This window comes from Arthrobacter sp. C152 (assembly GCF_054890965.1).
Genome location: NZ_JBTZSU010000013.1, coordinates 51854 through 71147, shown reverse-complemented (window position 1 = coordinate 71147; position 19294 = coordinate 51854). Strand labels below are relative to the sequence as shown.

General features: G+C 68.8%; 19 protein-coding genes. 14 read left to right on the top strand and 5 right to left on the bottom strand.

Annotated elements, in window-relative coordinates; all coding sequences use genetic code 11:
- Positions 1–60: 60 nt before the first annotated feature.
- The 3 genes from ACYSM9_RS11410 to ACYSM9_RS11400 all read left to right on the top strand — a co-directional run bounded on the left by ACYSM9_RS11410 (position 61) and on the right by ACYSM9_RS11400 (position 2106).
- Positions 61–690 (top strand): hypothetical protein, encoded by a 630-nt coding sequence (locus ACYSM9_RS11410; protein WP_461857071.1) that lies wholly within the window; start codon positions 61–63, stop codon positions 688–690.
- 91 nt (positions 691–781) lie between these two features.
- Positions 782–1327 (top strand): RNA polymerase sigma factor, encoded by a 546-nt coding sequence (locus tag ACYSM9_RS11405; RefSeq protein ID WP_461857070.1) that lies wholly within the window; start codon positions 782–784, stop codon positions 1325–1327.
- The gene (locus tag ACYSM9_RS11400) at positions 1327–2106 is read left to right on the top strand and encodes a hypothetical protein (RefSeq protein ID WP_461857069.1); all 780 of its coding nucleotides are present in this window, start codon (positions 1327–1329) and stop codon (positions 2104–2106) included. The genes ACYSM9_RS11405 and ACYSM9_RS11400 overlap by 1 nt, the downstream gene beginning before the upstream one ends.
- Positions 2107–2230: 124 nt before the next feature.
- Here the strand turns inward: ACYSM9_RS11400 and ACYSM9_RS11395 are convergent, their stop codons facing one another.
- Positions 2231–2566, bottom strand: coding sequence for a cupin domain-containing protein (locus ACYSM9_RS11395; protein WP_461857068.1), 336 nt, complete (start codon positions 2564–2566; stop codon positions 2231–2233).
- A gap of 246 nt (positions 2567–2812) precedes the next feature.
- Here ACYSM9_RS11395 and ACYSM9_RS11390 point away from each other — a divergent pair, with 246 nt between their 5' ends.
- The 8 genes from ACYSM9_RS11390 (at position 2813) to ACYSM9_RS11355 (ending at position 12262) form a co-directional block, all read left to right on the top strand.
- Positions 2813–4045, top strand: a complete 1233-nt coding sequence (locus tag ACYSM9_RS11390; protein ID WP_461857067.1) for a mechanosensitive ion channel family protein — start codon at positions 2813–2815, stop codon at positions 4043–4045.
- Positions 4046–4087: 42 nt separating this feature from the next.
- Positions 4088–4840: an ArsR/SmtB family transcription factor gene (locus ACYSM9_RS11385; protein WP_461857108.1), complete on the top strand. Its 753-nt coding sequence runs from the start codon at positions 4088–4090 to the stop codon at positions 4838–4840.
- A 43-nt stretch (positions 4841–4883) separates the two neighbouring features.
- Entirely contained in the window at positions 4884–6179 is a 1296-nt protein-coding gene (locus tag ACYSM9_RS11380; protein WP_461857066.1) for a hemolysin family protein, read from the top strand.
- 161 nt (positions 6180–6340) lie between these two features.
- Positions 6341–7321 (top strand): LacI family DNA-binding transcriptional regulator, encoded by a 981-nt coding sequence (locus ACYSM9_RS11375; RefSeq protein ID WP_461857065.1) that lies wholly within the window; start codon positions 6341–6343, stop codon positions 7319–7321.
- A 123-nt stretch (positions 7322–7444) separates the two neighbouring features.
- Positions 7445–8764 (top strand): ABC transporter substrate-binding protein, encoded by a 1320-nt coding sequence (locus tag ACYSM9_RS11370; RefSeq protein WP_461857064.1) that lies wholly within the window; start codon positions 7445–7447, stop codon positions 8762–8764.
- Positions 8761–9780 (top strand): carbohydrate ABC transporter permease, encoded by a 1020-nt coding sequence (locus tag ACYSM9_RS11365; protein ID WP_461857063.1) that lies wholly within the window; start codon positions 8761–8763, stop codon positions 9778–9780. Before ACYSM9_RS11370 ends, ACYSM9_RS11365 begins: the two co-directional genes overlap by 4 nt.
- Complete coding sequence (locus tag ACYSM9_RS11360; RefSeq protein ID WP_461857062.1) at positions 9777–10676, top strand: carbohydrate ABC transporter permease; 900 nt, start codon at positions 9777–9779, stop codon at positions 10674–10676. The genes ACYSM9_RS11365 and ACYSM9_RS11360 overlap by 4 nt, the downstream gene beginning before the upstream one ends.
- Positions 10673–12262 (top strand): alpha-amylase family glycosyl hydrolase, encoded by a 1590-nt coding sequence (locus ACYSM9_RS11355; RefSeq protein WP_461857061.1) that lies wholly within the window; start codon positions 10673–10675, stop codon positions 12260–12262. Before ACYSM9_RS11360 ends, ACYSM9_RS11355 begins: the two co-directional genes overlap by 4 nt.
- Here the strand turns inward: ACYSM9_RS11355 and ACYSM9_RS11350 are convergent.
- The 4 genes from ACYSM9_RS11350 to ACYSM9_RS11335 all read right to left on the bottom strand — a co-directional run bounded on the left by ACYSM9_RS11350 (position 12259) and on the right by ACYSM9_RS11335 (position 15893).
- Entirely contained in the window at positions 12259–12993 is a 735-nt protein-coding gene (locus ACYSM9_RS11350; RefSeq protein WP_461857060.1) for a dienelactone hydrolase family protein, read from the bottom strand. The genes ACYSM9_RS11355 and ACYSM9_RS11350 overlap by 4 nt on opposite strands.
- Before the next feature lie 41 nt (positions 12994–13034).
- Complete coding sequence (locus ACYSM9_RS11345) at positions 13035–14399, bottom strand: MFS transporter (RefSeq protein ID WP_461857059.1); 1365 nt, start codon at positions 14397–14399, stop codon at positions 13035–13037.
- A gap of 68 nt (positions 14400–14467) precedes the next feature.
- On the bottom strand, positions 14468–15400 hold the full coding sequence (locus ACYSM9_RS11340; RefSeq protein ID WP_461857058.1) for a serine hydrolase: 933 nt from the start codon (positions 15398–15400) through the stop codon (positions 14468–14470).
- 139 nt (positions 15401–15539) lie between these two features.
- Positions 15540–15893: a GNAT family N-acetyltransferase gene (locus tag ACYSM9_RS11335; RefSeq protein ID WP_461857057.1), complete on the bottom strand. Its 354-nt coding sequence runs from the start codon at positions 15891–15893 to the stop codon at positions 15540–15542.
- Between the two features lie 202 nt (positions 15894–16095).
- On the opposite strand from ACYSM9_RS11335, the gene ACYSM9_RS11330 reads away from it, so the two are divergent.
- From ACYSM9_RS11330 to ACYSM9_RS11320, 3 genes are all read left to right on the top strand, one after another.
- Positions 16096–17070 (top strand): aldo/keto reductase, encoded by a 975-nt coding sequence (locus ACYSM9_RS11330; protein ID WP_461857056.1) that lies wholly within the window; start codon positions 16096–16098, stop codon positions 17068–17070.
- Positions 17071–17102: 32 nt separating this feature from the next.
- Positions 17103–17408 (top strand): DUF6457 domain-containing protein, encoded by a 306-nt coding sequence (locus ACYSM9_RS11325; protein WP_461857055.1) that lies wholly within the window; start codon positions 17103–17105, stop codon positions 17406–17408.
- Positions 17409–17591: 183 nt separating this feature from the next.
- Entirely contained in the window at positions 17592–19259 is a 1668-nt protein-coding gene (locus tag ACYSM9_RS11320; protein WP_461857054.1) for a RecQ family ATP-dependent DNA helicase, read from the top strand.
- Positions 19260–19294 lie beyond the last annotated feature (35 nt).

The following is a 19294-nucleotide window of genomic DNA, read 5'->3' as shown; positions in this document are numbered from 1 at the left end:
GTGCGGGGGCATCCCGCGCAGTTGATCGCAATCCTTAAAAATTCGTCAACGGAGGGTCTCATGGCTTTCTTCACCTTTTCAGGCAACAAGCTCGCAATGACGGTGCTGGCAGCAGGCGCCCTGGCGGTAGGCGGAACCGGGGTGGCCGCCATGGCGGAGTCACTGCCGGACAGCCCGTCGGTTCTGGCGGAGACGGAGTCCCCGTCGCCCAGCCCCACGTCCACGGAAACCGAATCTCCGGATCCCACCCCCACGGAGACGGAAACCGAGTCACCCGATCCCACCCCCACGGAGACGGAAACCGAGTCACCCGATCCCACCCCGACCGAGACGGAAACCGAATCTCCGGAACCGGCACCCACGGAAACCGCTGACCCGTCGCCCACCGCTGCGCCGGAAGGTCCGGACGCCACGGGACCGGCCGCCGTCGGACTCTGCACCGCATTCGCCAGCGGCGGCTTGAACACTACGTCTGTGGCTTTCGCCGCCCTGGCCGATGCCGCCGGCGGCGAGAGCGGCATCGAGGCCTACTGCGGCACCGTCACGCCCGCGGCCGGTTCTGACGAGGACCAGGCCGTAGAGCAGCAGGCCCAACAGCAGCAGGTGCAGGAGCAGCGCGGTGAAGCCCCCGCCAACAGCGGTACTGCCGGGCAGCAGGGTGGCAAGCACTCCGCCGCCGGTCAGCGGTAGCCTGTCAGCAGATGCTGCCGTGCCGGGACGCTACCACCGTCCCCGCACGGCAGCCATGGGGCGTGCAAGCGGATCTGCCGCAGGGGGGCGGATGCAAGGGACCAGGCGCGGGGCGGAGCAGCCCGGCCAGATGGACGACGGCTTCTTTTCGGTTGTCTACAGCGAACTCGCCCCGGGAGTACTGAGTTACCTCCGCTCGCGGGACGTGGAGGATCCGGAAGGACTGACGCAGGAAGTCTTCCTGGCCCTCTACCCGAAACTCGGGGATGTGTCCGGCGGGATGAAGGGAATGAAGTCCTTGGCCTTTTCCATCGCCCACGCCCGCTACGTGGACGAGCACCGCCGGCGTCTCAAGGCCCCGCCCACCACCGGCTACGACCCCGCCGCCGACTCCCGCTGCAGCGATTCGGCGGAGGATGAGCTGCTGGCGGTGGAAAGCTCGGCCAGCGTCAGGTCGCTGCTCAACAGCCTGCAGCGTGACCAGCAGGAAGTCATTGCGCTGCGCGTGGTGGCAGACCTGTCGGTGGAGGCGACGGCGGAGATCATGGGCAAGAGCCCGGGGGCCGTCAAGCAACTGCAGCGCCGGGCCCTGTGCCGGCTTCGAAAGCTCATCCCTTCACGGAGAGAAGCCCAGTGATGACGAACGAAGACGGGTTGCACCCCCTGGCCGACCAGCATGCGGTGGACGCACTGCTCGCCGAGGCCGGCTTCACGGACGACGCGGAACTGCGGGAACTGTTGCTGCAGCTGCGGAGCTTCCGCACTGACGAAGTCCCGCCGCCGTCGGCGGAAGTTGCCGCGCTGATGGCCGCCCCCGGGGCGGCGCCCGTGGCCCGGTTTGATCCCGCGCGGCCACGACGGAAGAGGCGTTTTGTCTTCACCGCCCTTGGCGTCGCCGCCTCGCTGGGCGTCGCGGGTGGAGCGGCGGCCGTAAACGGCGACCTGCGGCGCGAGGCAGAGGGGACCATCAACAGCATTCTCTGGTCGTTCTCGCCGCCGGAGTCCCCCGGCCCCGCGCCCGCACCGGCACCGGCGGCACCCACCCGGCCGGCCGCCGTCGCCCCCGCTCCCGCCGGCCACGCGCCTGCCGCAACCATGCCCGCAGCCTCCCTGCCGGAGGCTGATCCACAGTCCACAGCCGTTCCGGGGCCCCCGGACGCGCCCGGGGGCACGCGGGAGGACGCTGACGTGAAGGGCCCCGCCGCCGATGCCTCCGCGCCAGAATGGGTCGGGGATGGCCCCGCGCCGCGCACCACCGTGGCGCCACAACCGGCCGGCCAGGCAGATCCGGGGAACGCAGACGGCGCCAAGGGAGGCCAGGGCAGTGCGAAGGCCGAGGCCCCGGAGCAGGAGGCGGGCGCCGCGGACACCCACGGCACGGGAGCGATGAGGAGCACGGAAGGTCCCGGGCGCTAAGGCCCTCGCATCCAAGGCACCCGGGCTTTAGGGCTCGACGGCGGCTGCCGGACTTCCGCTGGGGGGCAGCCCGGCAGCCGCCGTCGTACTTCCTGCATCCACTGCTCCGTAATCGATGGGGCTGTCAGTCGCGGTGCTTGGCCACTGTGAAGAGGAAGGTCGAGTCCTCTTCGGCGTCGAGGCTGTGCAGGCCCGGCGGCACGATCAGCAGGTCGCCGGGCTTGCCCTGCCAGGAGTCCGCACCTGCCCTGAGGTTGACGCAGCCCTGGATCACGAAAACGGTGGCATCGCCGGGGTTCTGGTGCTCACTCAGCTGCGTCCCGGCGCGCATGGCCATGACCGTCTGCCGGAGGACCTTCTCGTGGCCCCCGTACACGGTGTCCGCGGCGCGTCCGTTGCCGGAACCGAGAGCGGCCCCAAGCTGCTGCCGGGCCAGCGCTTCGATCGATATCTTCTGCATGCGCCCAAGGCTACCCACTGGACCCGGCCGTGGCGACCGGTTTTCGGCGGCGCCGCTGACCTCCATGTGCACTCCAGCCCGGTTACTCTTCCCCCGCCCGGGATTGGCCCGCAATGCATCCCGTGTTCCCGCGCAGGGACGGGCGGACCGTGCAGCCACGCTTCCGGTAAGTGGGCGGGAACGCACGCCGTGCCAGGGACCGTGCCGATTTCGAAGGGCCGCCGGGGCCTTGATAGAGGTTAAAAGATGCAAGACGTCCTGAATCCAGCACTGCCCTTCATCGCCATGGCACTCGCCGTGGTGGCCGGACTCGCACTCTCCTGGCTGCTGCGCAAAGTGGTCCTGCGGCTGAACCGGAAGCGTCCCGAACTGCAGGCCACCTCGCGGGTGGCCCGCCAGCCGCTGCGCCTGGCGCTGTGCCTGGTGGGGGTCCGGGCCGCGCTGGGGCTCACGGCCGCGGACGAAAGCTGGCACGGCGCCGTCGACCACTTCCTCCTGATCGCCCTCATTGGGGCCTTCGCATGGCTGGCCATCGCGGTGCTGCTCATCGTCGAAGCCGTGGTGCTGAAGCGGCACAGCGTTGACGTGGCGGACAACCGGCGGGCCCGGCGGCTGCGCACCCAGATGATCCTGGCGCGGCGGATCGCCGTGGCGCTGGTGGTGGTGCTCGCGGCGGGCACCGCGATGCTGACCTTTCCCGCCATCCAGGCCCTGGGCACCGGGCTGCTGGCCTCCGCCGGCGTGATCTCCATCGTCGCCGGGCTGGCCGCGCAGACCTCGCTGGTGAACGTCTTTGCCGGCATGCAGCTCGCGTTCACGGATGCCATCCGCGTGGATGACGTGGTGGTGGTGCAGAAGGAGTGGGGCCGGATCGAGGAGATCACCCTGACCTACGTGGTGGTGCACCTGTGGGATGACCGCCGGCTGATCCTCCCGTCCACGCACTTCACCACCACGCCGTTCGAGAACTGGACCCGCCGCCAGTCCGAGGTGATGGGCACCGTTGAATTCGATCTCGACTGGCGCGCCCCCGTGGAGAACATGCGAACCGAGCTGCGCCGCGTCCTGGCGGCCACCGAACTGTGGGACGGGCGCGTGGGGGTCCTGCAGATCACCGATGCCACCGGCGGGTTCGTCCGCGTGCGGATCCTGGTCAGCGCGGCAGACAGCGCCGCACTTTTCGACCTGCGCTGCCTGGTCCGCGAAACCATGGTCACCTTCCTGCAGCTGGGCCACCCCGAAGCTTTGCCGCACCAGCGGTGGGAACAGGCGCACGACGGCGGCGCGGCCACCCAGCGCGGGGCGCCACTCCGCGGGCTGGGGTCGCCCGCCACCGGCGGATCCCAGCCCCCGGCTGACCCGCACGAGTCACAGCTGTTCACGGGCTCGATTGAAGCGGTGGAGCGGTCCCGGGCCTTCACCGGTCCCGGCGATGAGGTGTTCGAGGAACGGGACCGGAGCCTGGCGTCACGGAATTAAAACCCTTGATAGGTGACCATATGGTCACCTATCATGGGGACCATGGACGAAGTGTTCAAGGCACTCTCTGACCCCACCCGCCGGGACCTGCTCGATGAGCTCTTCCGCGAGGACGGCCAGACCCTGAGCGCCCTGGAAGCCCGCTTCGACATGACCCGCTTCGGGATCGCCAAGCACCTGCGCATCCTCGAGGAAGCGGGCCTGGTGGTGTCCCGCCGCCGCGGCCGGGAAAAGCTCCACTTCCTGAACCCGGTGCCCATCCGCCTGGTCCACGACCGGTGGGTCAGCAAATACGCAGAACCATGGGCCGCTGCCCTCAGCGACCTCAAATCCAGATTGGAAAGTCCCATGGAAAAGATCTTCGAGATTTACATCAAGACCACGCCCGAACGGCTCTGGGAAGCCATTACGGACAGCAACATCCGCAGCAAGTACCAGTTCGGGAACACCATCGAGTCCGACTGGTCCCCGGGCGGGAAGTTTGTCATGAACAACCCCAAGGCGGGCGCACCGCTGGGCGAAGGTGAAAACCTGGAGGTGGACCCGCCGCGCCGCCTGGTCCAGACCATGCGCGCCCTCTGGGGAGAGGACGTCAAGGCCGAGGGCACGTCCAAGGTCACCTGGGAGATCGAGCCGGTGGGCGATTCCTGCCACCTTACCGTCACCCACAGCGACCTGCGCGAGGGCGCCAACGACCAGCTCTACGGCGGCTGGCCGATGATCCTCTCCGGCCTGAAGACCTGGCTGGAGACCGGCGAGAAGCTGACCACGCCCGGATCCCTGATGTACACGTAGGGAACCCGCGCCGCCGGGCGCCGCGGGTGGGTATTGTCATGCCATGGACAGCGGTGCCCTGCTCAATATCGCCCTGGTTCTCGGTTTCGTGCTGCTGGGAGGGGTCTTCGCCGCGGCGGAAATGGCGCTGGTCTCGTTGCGCGAAAGCCAGGTGCGCCGGATCGAAAAGTCCGGCGCCCTCGGTGCCCGGACGGCCGATCTGGCCCGCAACCCGAACCGTTTCCTCAGCACCGTCCAAATCGGCGTGACCCTGTCCGGCTTCTTCTCGGCGGCCTACGGGGCATCGGCGATCGCGCCCGGCGTCGTGCCCGTCCTGCAGGCCCTCGGGCTGGGCTCCGCCGCCGCGCCCACCGCCTTTATCGGCATGACGCTGCTGGTAGCGTACCTGTCGCTGGTGCTGGGCGAGCTGGCGCCCAAGAGGCTGGCCCTGCAAAACGCCGCCGGCTTCACGAGGGTCCTTGCCCCGCCGCTGATCATCCTGGCGAAAGCCATGCGTCCCGTCATCTGGCTCCTGTCCGTGTCCACCAACGCGGTGGTCAGGCTCGTGGGCGGGGACCCGCACGTCCGGCGGGAGAGCATCACCTCCGAGGAACTCTGGGACATGGTGGCCGAGAACGAACTGATCGAGGAGAACAGCCGGTCCATCCTGGCGGACGTGTTCGGCGCCGGGGAAAGGACCCTGCAGGAGGTGATGCGCCCCCGCACCGAGGTGACCTTCATCGACGGCGCGATGACTGTAGGCGATGCCCGCAGGATGGTCAGGGACGGCCCGTATTCACGGTTCCCCGTGATCGGCAGGACCCCCGACGACGTCATCGGCTTCGTCCACATCCGCGACCTCATGCCCGGCGACCCGGCGCAGGACCACGCCCGGGTGAAGGACATCGCCCGGGAGATCATGCCCCTGCCCGGGACCAACAAGGTGCTGCCCTCACTCTCGCGGATGCGCAAGGCCGGGCAGCACATCGCCCTGGTGGTGGATGAATACGGCGGCACCGACGGCGTGGTCACCCTCGAGGACCTGGTGGAGGAACTGGTGGGCGAGATCTACGACGAGTATGACACCGGCGCCGAACACGAAGACCGCGTCAGCGTGGCCAACGGCTCCATCGAGGTTGACGGCGGCCTGATCCTGCAGGAATTCAAGGCCGCCTCCGGGATCCAGCTGCCGGAGGGCCACTATGAAACGGTGGCGGGCTTCATGATGGCCCGGCTGGGCCGCCTGGCCCGGGCCGGTGACCGGGTCCAGGTCCCGGGTTACGTCCTGACCGTCCTCGCCATGGACCGGCTGCGGATTGCGCGGGTCAGGGTCACGCCCGTGGGGGACCAACCAGGCTGAAAACCACGACGGCGGCGTCCGGCGCCCGCCGCCGGCCGCGCGTTTACGAAACGCATCGGCTTCCGTTCCGCCTCCCTTAGTGTTGTTGAGGCACGCCACGCAACCGTTTACGTAAACCGTTTGCGTGAGCTGCCCAGCGCACCAGCGGGAAGGAGGAAACCATGGTCACCATCAGGGATGTGGCACAACACGCCGGCGTGTCCCCTGCCACCGTTTCCCGTGTGGTGAACGGCCTGGTGGGGTACTCGGACGAAACCCGGGAACGGGTGGAGGCCGCCGTCCGCATGCTCAGCTACGAAACGGACTACCTGGCCCGTGGCCTGAAAACCCGGCAGACCTCGGTGATCGGGCTCCTGGCACCCATGGTGTCCGATGCCTTGGCCTCCAAGGTGATGCAGGGCGTCGAGGAGGAAGCCCAGGAACGCGGCTACGCCGTCATGCTGGGCCGCACCGGCGCCAAGTCAGCCTTCATCGCCGGCTACCTCCGGACCCTGCGCACCTACCGGGCAGCAGGCGTCATCCTCATCTCCGCCGTCATCACGCAGGAGACGCGGCAGCTGCTGGGGCCGAACATCCCTATCATCTCCGTGGCCATCAGCGACAAGTCCGGATCGCCCAGCGTCGCCATCGACGACGAGCAGGCCGCCTATGACGCCACCCGCCACCTGCTGCGGATCGGCCACCGCCGCATCGGCCTGCTGGCGGGCGATCCCGCCTCGGTCTTCGTGGCCCAGCCCCGCCGGCGCGGCTACCTCCGCGCCATGCGGGAGGCCAAGTGCACGCCGGTGACGGCCACCGGCAGTTTCTTCTACGAAAGCGGTGCCGCCGGCCTGGACGAACTGCTGGCGCAGGATCCGGGCCTCACCGCCATCTTCGCCGTGAGCGACGAAATGGGCGCCGCCGTAGTCAACGAACTCCAGAGGCGGGGCCGGAAAGTACCTGAGGACGTCTCCGTCCTGGGCTTCGACAACACATCCACCTCGCTGCACGTCCACCCGCCGCTGAGCACCATGGGCCAGCCGCTGGAGGAGATGGGGCGGATGGCCGTCACCAAGCTCCTCCGCGCCCGGGACCTCGGCCCCAAGATCATGCCCCACCGGCTCATCGAGCGCGGTTCCACCGCCCCGCCGCCGGCCACCTGACCCGCCACCCCCTCTTTTCCCCCGCACCGGTGACGCCAGCACTTCCCCGTGCCGCCGTCGTCGTCCTTTCCCATGCCCGCATACCCAAACTCGCACCACCAAAATCCCCAGAAGGAGCATCACATGAGGCAGCGCCGCCGCACCTGGCAGACACTTCTCACCACCACCGCACTCGTCACGGCCGCCGCCACCGGGCTCACAGCCTGCGGCGGCACGTCCGCGGCACCCAAGGCCAGCACCAGCCCGGCCGCCGCGTTCGAGGGCAAGGGCCCCATCAACTATGTCTCCTCCCGCGACGCGTCGGGCGCGGCCAACAAGAGCATCGAGGAGTGGAACGCCGCGCACCCCGACGAGAAGGTCACGTTCATTGAACTGCCCGACTCCGCTGACCAGCAGCGCCAGCAGCTCATCCAGAACGCGCAGATCAAGTCGGACACGTTCAGCGTGCTGAACCTGGACGTCGTGTGGAACTCCGAGTTCGCGGCCAACAAGTGGGTCCTTCCCCTGCCTGCGGACGCCGTTCCCACAGAGAAGATGATTCCCGCCACCGTGAACGCCGCGAAGTACCGGGACAACCTGGTGGGTGCGCCGTACTACACCGACGGGGCGCTCCTCTACTTCCGCCAGGACCTGCTCGCCGCCGCCGGCGTCGCCGCCCCGCCCAGGACCTGGGACGAGATGAAGGACGCCTGCAAGAAGATCCTGGCCCTGCCCGACGCCGCCGGCATGTCCTGCTACACCGGCCAGTTCGACAAGAACGAAGCCCTCACCGTCAACTTCACCGAGGCCGTGGCCTCCGCCGGCGGCAGCGTGGTTGACGCCGACGGCCAGCCCACGGTGGACACCCCGGAAGCAAAGAAGGGCCTGTCCCTGCTGGTGGACGGCTTCAAGGAAGGACTCTTCCCCTCGGACGCCATCACCTACCTCGAGGAACAGGGCCGCCGCGCCTTCCAGGACGGCAAAGTGGTGTTCCTGCGCAACTGGCCCTTCCTCTACGCATCCCTGAGCGCCACGGACGGCTCCAGCAAGGTGGCCGGCAAGTTCGGCATCACCTCCATCCCCGGAACCGACGGCCCCGGCGTCTCCACCCTGGGCGGCCGAAAACTGGCTGTCTCCCCCTTCACCCCGAACAAGGCCACGGCCCTCGAGTTCATCAAGTTCTTCACCAGCGAGGAGCAGGCCAGGAAGCGCCTGGAACTGAGCTCCCGCGCACCCGCCTACGCCGACCTCTACCAGGACCAGGCCGTCGTCGCCAAGCGTCCCTTCTTCCCCACCCTGCTCGAATCCCTGCAGAACGCCCAGCCCCGCCCCAAGGTTGTCCAGTACGGCGCCACCACCAAGGCCATCCAGGAAGAGGCCTACGCGGCGCTGACCGGGCAGAAGAGCACCGACGCCGCGCTTGCTGACATGCAGTCCAAGCTCAAGGAGATCGCAGCGAAATGACCGGCGCCGCAACGCTCAGCAAGCAGCTCAAGGGACCGCCCGGGACGCCTGCCGTCCCGGGCGGGGGCCGCACCCCGGGCGAGGGACGGATGGCGGCCCTGCTGCTCTCCCCCACGCTCCTGGTGCTGGCCCTGGTCATCGCCTACCCGCTCATTTCCGCCATCCACCAGTCGCTCTACCGCGCCGGGTCCGGGCTGGACGCCGACGGCTTCGTCACCGAAGGCGAACAGTTCGTGGGCCTGGCCAACTATGCGGCCCTGTTCACCGGCGACGCCGGCCACCGGTTCCTCAACGCGTTCGGCAACACCACGTTCTTCACCGTCACCACCGTGCTGCTGGAGACCCTCCTGGGCCTGGCCCTGGCGCTGGCCATGAACCGGGCCTTCAAGGGCCGGTCCTTCCTCCGGGCCAGCATCCTGGTGCCGTGGGCCGTCCCCACCGCCGTGTCCGGCCTGCTGTGGCGGTGGATCTTCCAGTCGGACGGCATCGCCAACGCCCTCCTGGGCAGCGAGATCCTCTGGACCGCCGAAGGGACCGCCTCGAAGGTCGCCGTGATCGTGGCGGAAGTCTGGAAGACCGCCCCGTTCATCGGCCTGCTGGTGCTCGCCGGCATGCAGATCATCCCCGAGGAGGTGTACGAGGCGGCGAAGATCGACGGCGCCGGCTGGTGGCGGCAGCTCGGCTCCATCACCCTGCCGCTGGTCAAGCCCACGCTGCTGGTGGCCGTACTTTTCCGCATGCTCGACGCGCTGCGCATGTTCGACCTGCCGTTCGTCCTGGTGGGCCCGGGCAAGGATTCGGTGGAGACCCTGTCCATGCTCGCCTGGGACGAATCCAACCAGCTCCGCTACGGGTCGGCGTCGGCCTTTGCCGTCATCCTGTTCCTTTACGTCGCCGCGGTGGCCATCGTGTTCGTCAAGGTGCTGGGGGCCGACGTCACCGGCGCCGGGCAACTGCGCATCAAACGCCGCGCCCCCAAGGCAGGCCGCATCCAGAAAGCCGGGACCACCCGATGACCATCACAGACCTCCAGGCCCTCTCCAAAGCCGGGAACCCGGCGTCGGGCCCTCCCCTCGGGACTCGGCACAAACGCAGCTGGCGCTCCTACTCGGTGTACGCGGGCCTTGCCCTGATCATCGTGTACTGCCTGGCCCCCTTCTACTGGATGATCGTCTCCAGCCTGCGCCGGACCGCCGACATCTTCGACAACACCCTCCTGCCGGAGCCCTTCTCGCTGGAGAACTACACCAAGGTGTTCGACGGGTCCACCATGTTCGGCCAAGCACTGCTGAACAGCCTCATCGTGGCCGGCGTGACCACCGTGGCGGCGCTGGTGCTCGGCGTCTTCGCCGCCTATGCGATCTCGCGGCTGGCCTTCCGGTTCAAGTCCGTGGTCCTCGGCATTATCATTGCCACGTCCATGTTCCCGGGGATCTCCGTGGTGGTGCCCCTGCTCCGGTTCTTCACGGACCTGGGCTGGATCAACACCTACCAGGCGATGATCATCCCCAACCTGTCCTTCGCCATTCCGCTCGCCGTCTGGAACCTCACCACGTTCATGAAGCAGTTGCCGTTCGACCTTGAGGAAGCCGCAATGATCGACGGCTGCACCAAGTGGCAGGCGTTCCGGAAGGTCCTGCTCCCGCTGGCCGCCCCGGGCGTGTTCACCACCGCGATCCTGACCTTCATCCACAGCTGGAACGAGTTCATCATCGCGCTGTCCATGATCAACGACCCCAAAATCCAGACCGCCACCGTCGCCATCTCCAAGTTCACCGGCGCCACCGAGTTCCAGGCGCCCTTCGGCGAACAGATGGCCGCCGGCGTCATCGTCACCGTTCCGCTGGTGATCATGGTGCTGGTGTTCCAGCGCCGGATCGTCGAAGGCCTCACGGCAGGAGCGGGCAAGTGAACTGGTGGGACTCGGCCGTCATCTACGAGGTCTATCCGCGGTCCTTCGCCGACGGCGATGGCGACGGCGTGGGCGACCTTCCCGGGCTCATGGCCCGGCTGGAGTACATCAGGTCACTGGGCGTGGACGGGATCTGGATGACGCCGTTCCAGCCGTCGCCGCAGGTGGACCAGGGCTACGACGTCAGCGACTACTGCGGCGTGGACCCCCTCTTCGGCAGCATGGACGACTTCGACGCCCTGCTGGAGAAGGCGCACGCCCTGGGGCTGCGCGTCCTGCTGGATGTGGTCCCGAACCACTGTTCCGCCGCCCATCCACTGTTCTGGCAGGCCCTGGCCGCCGGGCCGGGCTCACCGGAGCGGGAGCTGTTCCACTTCGTGGAGGGCCGCAGTTCCGCCCCGGATTCCCCCAGCGACCTGCCGCCCAACAACTGGCAGAGCGTCTTCGGCGGCCGGGCATGGTCCCGTGCCAGCCCGGGGTCGGCAACGGATACCGAGTGGTACCTGCACCTGTTCTCCGCCGGGCAGCCGGACTGGAACTGGCGCAACCCGGCGGTGGGCGACTATTTCGAAGGCGTGCTCCGCTTCTGGTTCGACAAGGGCGTGGACGGGCTCCGCATCGACGTCGCCCACGCCCTCTTCAAGGCCGACGGGATGCCGGATTCGCCCTCGGCCAGCCCGGTGGTGGACGGTTTGCGCTCGAACCCGCTCGTCTCGGACCAGGACGAAGTGCACGAGGTGTACCGGCGGTGGCGGCGGCTCGCCGAAAAGTACCAGCCGCACCGGCTGCTGGTGGGCGAGGTGAACCTGGAGCCGGCCCGGGCCGCACGGTATACCCGCGCGGACGAGATGCACCAGGCCTTCGCCTTCGCTTTCGTGAAGCTCGGCTGGGACGCCGCGGCCTGGGCCCGGGTTGGCACCGAGCTTGAAGAGGCGCGGACACTGCACGGCGCGGCGCCCACCTGGGCCCTGGAGAACCACGACATCGTCCGGACGGTGACCCGCTTCGGCGGCGGCGAAGCGGGCGCACGGCGTGCCCGGGCAGCCCTGGTTGCACTGCTGGGCCTGCCCGGAGCCGCGTACGTTTACCAGGGCCAGGAGCTGGGCCTTCCCGAAGTGGATGTCCCGGAGCAGGGACGCGTGGACCCGATGTGGGCCCGCGGCGGCATCACCCGCGACGGCACACGGGTTCCCCTGCCGTGGACCGAGGATCCGGCCGGCAGCCATGGCTTTTCGCCGCCCGCGCCGGCCGCCGCCCCATGGCTTCCGCAGCCGGAGGGCTGGGGAAGCCACGCTGTTGAGCTGCAGCAGCGGAACCCTGACTCCATGCTCTCGCTGGCCACCCGGGCCATCGCGCTGCGGCGCCGGCTCTGGGCTGACGGCACGTTCACCGCGGACGACGGCGGCACCTGGCGGGTGGAGGCGGGGAACCTGCTGACCTGCGAACGCAGCCCCGGCTTCCTCGTGGCGGTCGCCATGGGGACCGAACCGGCCAGGCTGCCGCCCGGCGTCGTCCTGTTCAGCGCCTTCGAGCTGGAGGAGGACGGCTGGCTGCAGCCGGACAACGCGGCGTGGCTGCGGCGCTAGGCGCTGAGGCTCCGCTCCAGGAAGGCGAGCGTGCGTGACCATGCGTCCGCGGCAGCCCCGGCGTCGTAGGTGTACTTATTGGTGTCGTTGAAGAACGCGTGCCCCGTCCCCGGGTACGCCACGGCTTCGAAATCCACGCCCGCGGCCCGCATCCGCTTTCTCAGCCCGGGCAGTTCCTCCATGAGCGCACTGTCCTCCTCCCCGTAGAAGGCGAGGACCGGGCAGGTGATGGCCCGCAGCTCCGCATCGCGGAACTCGGCGTGGCCGTAGAACGGGACGGCGGCGCGCAGCCGGGGCTCTTCGACGGCGAGGGAGAAGGTGTAGGTCCCGCCCAGGCAGAAGCCCGTGGCTGCCACCCGCCCGGCCAGGCCGGGGACGCCCTCCAGGTGGTCGAAGCACACGTGGAGGGCGGCGAGGGCGTGCCTGGCGTACTCGGGCGAGCGGATCGGCGCCATGTGCTTGCGGAGCCGCGGCTGGGCGTTGCTGCGCTGTTGGGGATCGAATGCGGCTTCCTGCAGCTCTCCCGTCAGGTCCGCTATGCCGCCTGCCCCCGTCAGGAGGTCCGGTGCAACGGCCAGGTAGCCGGCGGCCGCGAACCGGTCCGCAACGTCCCTGGTGTGGCCCACCAGGCCCCAGACTTCGTGGACCACCACCAGGCCGCCCTTGGGTGTTCCGGCGGGTTCACTGACGTAGGCGACCACCGGTGTTGCGGCGTTTCCCAAGGTCATCATGTTTCCCATGGGGCCAGCATGGCACGCCGGCAGGGCGCTTCCTAGGGGGTGGTCCGCTGCTTCCAGAACACCGAAATGCCGAAGGTCACGGCGCAGAGAACCAGCATGGCCAGCACCATCCGCATCCAGCTGTCCTGGTGGACGCCGCCGGAGGCAAACACGCCGATCATCACCGTGGCGGTGATGGCTCCCACGTAGCGGCAGGTCTGGTAGATGCCCGCAGCGATGCCCCTGTCCTCCGGCCGGGTGGACAGGAACATGCCCTGGTTGGAGGCGATGCTGACGGTCCCGTAGGGAACGCCCATCAGGGCGGTGAGTACCACCACGAACGGGATGGCCAGGGTGCCGGTCAGCAGCCACATCAGCGCGGCCACCAGGGTCAACAGTACGACGCCGGCAATCAGCACGCGCCGCACACCGAACCGTCCCATCGCGGTCACCGCCCACGGCGTGGCCACCACGGACATTCCCGCCAGCGGAAGCATCAGCAGCCCCACCAGTCCGGGATCGTAGCCGCCGGCCTCCTGCAGCAGCTGCGGCAGGCCGAAGAACACAAAGTAGTAGACGCTGCTGAACACGGCGAACGCCAGGTACACCAGCAGCAGCGGCCGGTTCCGCCCCAGCAGCCGCAGGTCCAGGAACGGCCTGGCGAACCGCAGCTCACGCCACGCAAACAGCGCCGCGATGGCGGTTCCGGCGGCCAGCATCCACCACCGGTAGGCCGGGGCGACGTTGAGTGCGGCCATCATTACCAGCAGCAGGGCCCCGACAAACCCGGCGATGCCGGGAACGTCCGAATCCCGTACCAGCTCCGCCACGCTGCCGTGTTCCCGGGGCTGGTCGGGCGGGGCCGCCCGCCGCACGATCAGCAGCGCAGCCAGCGCCAGCGGCACGTTGACCAGGAAGAGCGCCTCCCAGCCCACCAGCGCCACCAGCAAACCGCCGACGACCGGCCCCACCGCGGCGGCGGAGGTGTTGGCCATCTGCAGGCGGCCCAGCGGGCGGGCCGTGTCCACTTTTGCCCGGTGTGCCAGCGCACCCACCATCACCACCGCGCTGGGGTAGGCCGTGGCCGTGCCCAGCGCCATGACCGCCCGCGCCACGCACAGCAGCGCAAAGTTCGGGGCCAGCGGCGCCAAGGCGCAGGTGATGGCCACCAGGCCCATGCCCAGCATGAACATCCGCCGCGGCCCGAACCGGTCGGCCAGCCTGCCCATGACCGGCTGGCCCGCGGCCGAGGCGAGGTAGAAGGAGGTGACCACCCAGGTGACGGCGGCGACGTCGAGCCCGAAGTCCGCGCGCAGCACCACGAGGGCCACGGCGATCATGGAAGAGTTCAGCGGGTTCAGTGCCGTGCCCAGGCTGAGGCCGGCGACGGCCAGGGCAGTCCGGGGGTTGTTGCTCACGGTAACAGTCTGTCCTACAGCCCGCGGAGGGGTCGACTTTGATGGACCCTGCCAGGGTGTGGCGTCCCTTACTGGGGCGCTGTCACTGCCGGAAACAGGGCGTCTTCCACCGCCCGGGTCAGTTCACGGATCACGTCCGCCTGTCCGTCGTCCTGGACGCCGTCGGGGTTCTCGGTGTAGATCACCAGCGCGAACGTGGAGCCGCGGTACGTCAGGAGTGCGGCGTCGTGGAGCTCGCCGGAGAGTTCCCCGTATTTGTGGTGCACCTCCACGCCGGCTTTGGAGCCTGCGGGGATGAGGTCCTCGTTGTTGGTGTCCTGCATGTAGCTGAGCAGCTGCTCCGTGTTGTCCGCGTTCAGCAGCTCGCCCGCGTACAGCTTCTTTAGGACCAGGGCCATGTCCGCGGCGGTCAGGAGGTTCTGCTCGGGGTCGTAGGTAACGCCGATGGACTTGGCGTAGTCGATCAGCCGGGGATACCCCACCGCGTCCATGAGCAGCAGCCAGGAGTCGTTGTTGCTGTCGTTCACCATGGCCTTGAGCTGGAACGCCGCGTCGTAGTCGCCGAGGGGTTCGTCCAGGCTGGCTTCACCGTTCTCCACCAGGTGGTAGTAGGCGGCGGCGGTCAGGATTTTCGCCGTGCTGGCCGCGGTGAAGGTCTCCTGGTCGCCGAACGTGCGCTCCGCTCCCCCGTTGATATCGGCCAGTGCGAGCCCGATCCGGTATTCGTCCGCCTCGTCCAGGATGGAGTCCACGCTCGCCTGCAACGACGCCGGTGCTGCCGCCACCGGGGAGGCAGGCACCGCCGGCTGCGCCGGAACCGCGCCACCCGTGCGCGGTTCCGAGCGGACCACGGCGAGCGTGATGGTGCCGGCGATCACCAGCACCACCGCGATGAACAGGAGGGCCAGCCGCTGTGCCGCCTGCCGTGCACCGGGCAGCGGGCCAGGTGCTGGCGGGGGTACGTCGCGGTGCGGCGGGGGCACCATGGGGTGCTCGGACATGCGGGGGCTCCTGTCCCGGAACGGTGGTCACAAACAACGTCAGCGTGGCCCGGAGCCACGCTGGCAGGAGTGATTAAATCACCGGTTTTTGGGAGCTTCCTGATGGCCGGCGGAGTGTCGTCTTCCGGGTCCCTTCGGGCTAGGCGCGGGTGCGTGCCGCGAGCGCCGATTCCAGGAATTCCAGGTGCGCCGGGGTGACCGCTGCCACGCTGCCCAGGTACTCCGGATGCTTGGCCACGAACTTCTTGATGAACGGGCAGACCGGGACGATCCCGATCCCGGCCTCCACGGTGCTGTCCAGCGCGGCCTCCGCCAGCCGGCCCGCGAGCCCCTGGCCGCCGTATTCCTCGTTGATCACGGTGTGGTAGAAAATCCGCTGCGGCGCCGTGCCGCCGTCGTAATCCTTGTATGCCGCCTTGCCGATCCTGTTGCCGGCGTCCAGGATTTCGAAACGCTCGCGCCCGGGGTTGTGGCGGACGGTGATCTCAGTCAAGGGAAACTCCTTCGTTGCGGGGTACTGCTGCCCGTGCAAAGCCTAACCCGGCCCGGGCAGCGCATATTTCCGCGCGGGAGCTTCCCTTGTTGATGGTCGCGTCCGGGAGGGGACCTGCCTATAGTGGCTTACGCTGCACCAGCCGGTTTCCGCGCAGGCCGCGGGCCGGTCCCCGGCACGTTCCACGCCTAAGGAGAACCGCATGAAAACCCGTACCATCGGGCAACTGACCGTCTCCGCCCTGGGCCTTGGCTGCATGGGCATGAGCGAGTTCTACGGCGAGGGCGACGAGCAGGAATCGCTCGCCACCATCCACGACTTCCTGGACGCCGGCGGAACCCTGCTGGACACCGCCGACATGTATGGCCCGTTCACCAACGAAGAGCTGGTGGGACGTGCCATCGCCGGCCGCCGCGACGAGGTGGTGGTGGCCACCAAGTTCGGCAACGAACGCCGGCAGGACGGGTCCTGGGTGGGTATCAACGGCCGCCCCGAGTATGTCCGCTCCGCCTGCGACGCCAGCCTCCGCCGGCTGGGGGTGGACCACATCGACCTCTACTACCAGCACCGCGTGGACAAGACCGTGCCGATCGAGGACACCGTGGGCGCCATGGCCGAACTGGTGCAGGCCGGAAAAGTCCGGCACCTGGGCCTGTCCGAGGCGTCGGCGGAGACCATCCGCCGGGCCCATGCCGTGCACCCCATCACCGCGCTGCAGACCGAGTACTCGCTGTGGGAGCGGGAGCCCGAGACCAAGGTGTTTCCCGTGCTTGCGGAGCTGGGCATCGGGTTTGTCCCGTACAGCCCACTGGGCCGAGGCTTCCTCACCGGGCAGATCCGCAGCGCCGACGACTTCGCGGAGGATGACTTCCGCCGGCACTCGCCCCGGTTCCAGGGCGACAACTTCACCCGCAACCTCGAACTCGTGGACCGGGTCAGGGAACTCGCGGGCCGGAAGCAGTGCACTCCCGGCCAGCTGGCCCTGGCGTGGCTGCTGGCCCAGGGCAGCCACATCGTGCCGATTCCCGGGACCAAGAAGCGGGACCGGCTGCGCGAGAACCTGGGCGCAGTGGATGTGGAGCTGAGCCAGGACGACCTCCAGTTGCTCGACCAGCTGGCACCCGCCGGAGCCACGGCCGGCGCCCGCTACCCCAACATGTCCACCATCGACACCTAAACCCCCGCCCACCCACCAGCAAGGGAGAACCCATGGCCATGAACGACGACGAAGCGCAGGTCCTGGACCAGTGGAGCAGCCGGCTGGCCCAGGCATTGCAGATTCCGGACCTGGACGTGGACCATGAACTGCTCCTGGACCTCGCCCGCAAATCCTCGGACAACGTCATCCATGCCGCCGCCCCCATCACCACCTTCCTGGTGGGGTACGCCGCGGCGCTTGAGGCCGGGACGGGAAGCCCCGGGGACCGGGAGGCAGCGGCCGCCGCAGTGGCCCAAGCCGCTCGGGTGGCGTTCCAGCTGATCGGCGAAGGCGGGCGGGGCATGCCCGCGCAGTAGCCGGCAGGACATGGGCTGCCCCTCCCCGCATAACCGTTGGGTGGCAGCACCGTCTATGCGGGCTGGGGCCGGTCATGCGGGGTGCGGGTTCCACGTACGACGGCGGCACGCGGCTGGCGTAGGCTGGTTGCCAAGGCTGAAGCCACCGGCCGTGTTTCCTTCCTGCCGTGCGGAGCCTGCTACATGTCCGACGAACCCGCCCTTCGCGCCCTCGCCGCGTCCGCCTTCTCCCTCCCGGACCTTCGTGCAGGCCAGCTGGACGGCATGGCCGCCCTGACGGATGGCCGTGACGTCCTGGCCGTGATGCCCACGGGCTACGGCAAATCGGCCATCTACCAGGTGGCGGCACTGCACCTGCACCGCGCAACGGGACGCCCCGCCGTCGTGGTGAGCCCCCTCATCGCGCTGCAGGAGGACCAGCTGGACGGGCTGGCCGACGACCTGGGCCCGGAGGCGGCCGTCGCCATCAACTCGTCCCACAGCGACTCCGAGGTGGCCGCGGCGTGGAAGGCTGCAGAGGACGGCAAGGCAGCGTTCCTCTTCCTCGCCCCAGAGCAGCTGGCCAAGCAGTCCACCGTGGACCGGATCGCAGCCCTGGATATCTCCCTGTTCGTGGTGGATGAAGCGCACTGCGTCTCCTCCTGGGGCCATGACTTCCGCCCTGACTACCTGGGGCTTGGCAACGTCCGCACGCAGCTGGGAAATCCGCCGGTCGCCGCGCTGACGGCCACCGCATCACCACCCGTGCGGGACGAAATCGTGGAGCGGCTCGGCATGGTTGACCCGCTGGTCCTGGTCCGCGGCTTCGACCGGCCCAACATCAGCCTGGACGTGGTCCGCCACCACGAGGACAAGGGCAAACGCAAGGCGGTGCTGGCGCAGGTACTGGACTTCGCCAGGCAGGGCCCGGGGCTGCTGTATGCCGCCACGCGGAAGGACACCGAAAAGTATGCCGCCAAGCTGGCCAAGGAAGGGCTCCGCGCGGAGGCCTACCACGCCGGCCGTTCCGCCCGCGACCGGGAACGCATCCACGAAGAGTTCCTCAACGGCGACCTGGACGTGGTGGTGGCCACCACCGCATTCGGGATGGGGATCGACAAGCCCAACGTCCGCTTCGTGGTCCACTCCGACATCCCGGAGTCCCTCGACGCCTACTACCAGGAAATCGGGCGTGCCGGCCGGGACGGCGGGCACGCGTCCGCCGTCCTGCATTACCGCTCGGAGGACCTGGGGCTGCGGAAGTTCTTCGGCACCCACTCCCCCGACCCGGACTCGCTCCTCGCGGTCCTGAAGGTCCTCAAGGCAGCCGACGGCCCGGCACCCAGGTCGTCCCTGGCGGAACTGACAGGGTTCCCGGCCCGGCGCATCACCGCCCTGCTCAACCAGCTGCAGGAGGCCGGCGCCGTCAGCCCCGGCAAGCGGGGCGTCCGGCTGGCCTCCAAGGCCAAGCTGCCCGCACTGGTGGAGGCCGCCGTCGAACGCTCCGAAGCCCGGCAGCGGGTAGAGCATTCCCGGCTCACCATGATGCGCGCCTACGCGGAGGCGGACGGCTGCCGCCGGCAGTTCCTGCTGGGCTACTTCGGCGAGGACCTGCCCGGGCCGTGCGGCAACTGCGACGGGTGCGCCGAGGCCAACCGGCATGTCCCGCGCAAGGCGTCCGACGGCGGCGGCGACGGCTCTGCAGTTGGCGAGCCCTTCCCGCTCCAGTCCGCCGTGGTCCACAAGGAGTGGGGGCCGGGCCTGGTGATGCGGCACGAGGACGACGTCATCACGGTGCTGTTTGAACAGGAAGGGTACAAGACGCTGTCCCGCGCCGCCGTCCTGGAGCACGGGCTCCTGAAGCCCGCTTAGGTAGGCTGGGGGGACAACCCCGACGAAAGGCCGCC

Bases quoted from the DNA above. Each gene is read 5' to 3' on its own strand.
- ACYSM9_RS11385 (WP_461857108.1), top strand. From the start codon at position 4,088: ATGGACGAAGTGTTCAAGGCACTCTCTGACCCCACCCGCCGGGACCTG.
- ACYSM9_RS11370 (WP_461857064.1), top strand. From the start codon at position 7,445: ATGAGGCAGCGCCGCCGCACCTGGCAGACACTTCTCACCACCACCGCA.
- ACYSM9_RS11405 (WP_461857070.1), top strand. From the start codon at position 782: ATGCAAGGGACCAGGCGCGGGGCGGAGCAGCCCGGCCAGATGGACGAC.
- ACYSM9_RS11360 (WP_461857062.1), top strand. From the start codon at position 9,777: ATGACCATCACAGACCTCCAGGCCCTCTCCAAAGCCGGGAACCCGGCG.
- ACYSM9_RS11340 (WP_461857058.1), bottom strand. From the start codon at position 15,400: ATGTCCGAGCACCCCATGGTGCCCCCGCCGCACCGCGACGTACCCCCG.
- ACYSM9_RS11395 (WP_461857068.1), bottom strand. From the start codon at position 2,566: ATGCAGAAGATATCGATCGAAGCGCTGGCCCGGCAGCAGCTTGGGGCC.
- ACYSM9_RS11380 (WP_461857066.1), top strand. From the start codon at position 4,884: ATGGACAGCGGTGCCCTGCTCAATATCGCCCTGGTTCTCGGTTTCGTG.
- ACYSM9_RS11390 (WP_461857067.1), top strand. From the start codon at position 2,813: ATGCAAGACGTCCTGAATCCAGCACTGCCCTTCATCGCCATGGCACTC.
- ACYSM9_RS11400 (WP_461857069.1), top strand. From the start codon at position 1,327: ATGACGAACGAAGACGGGTTGCACCCCCTGGCCGACCAGCATGCGGTG.
- ACYSM9_RS11325 (WP_461857055.1), top strand. From the start codon at position 17,103: ATGGCCATGAACGACGACGAAGCGCAGGTCCTGGACCAGTGGAGCAGC.
- ACYSM9_RS11375 (WP_461857065.1), top strand. From the start codon at position 6,341: ATGGTCACCATCAGGGATGTGGCACAACACGCCGGCGTGTCCCCTGCC.
- ACYSM9_RS11330 (WP_461857056.1), top strand. From the start codon at position 16,096: ATGAAAACCCGTACCATCGGGCAACTGACCGTCTCCGCCCTGGGCCTT.
- ACYSM9_RS11350 (WP_461857060.1), bottom strand. From the start codon at position 12,993: ATGATGACCTTGGGAAACGCCGCAACACCGGTGGTCGCCTACGTCAGT.
- ACYSM9_RS11320 (WP_461857054.1), top strand. From the start codon at position 17,592: ATGTCCGACGAACCCGCCCTTCGCGCCCTCGCCGCGTCCGCCTTCTCC.
- ACYSM9_RS11410 (WP_461857071.1), top strand. From the start codon at position 61: ATGGCTTTCTTCACCTTTTCAGGCAACAAGCTCGCAATGACGGTGCTG.
- ACYSM9_RS11365 (WP_461857063.1), top strand. From the start codon at position 8,761: ATGACCGGCGCCGCAACGCTCAGCAAGCAGCTCAAGGGACCGCCCGGG.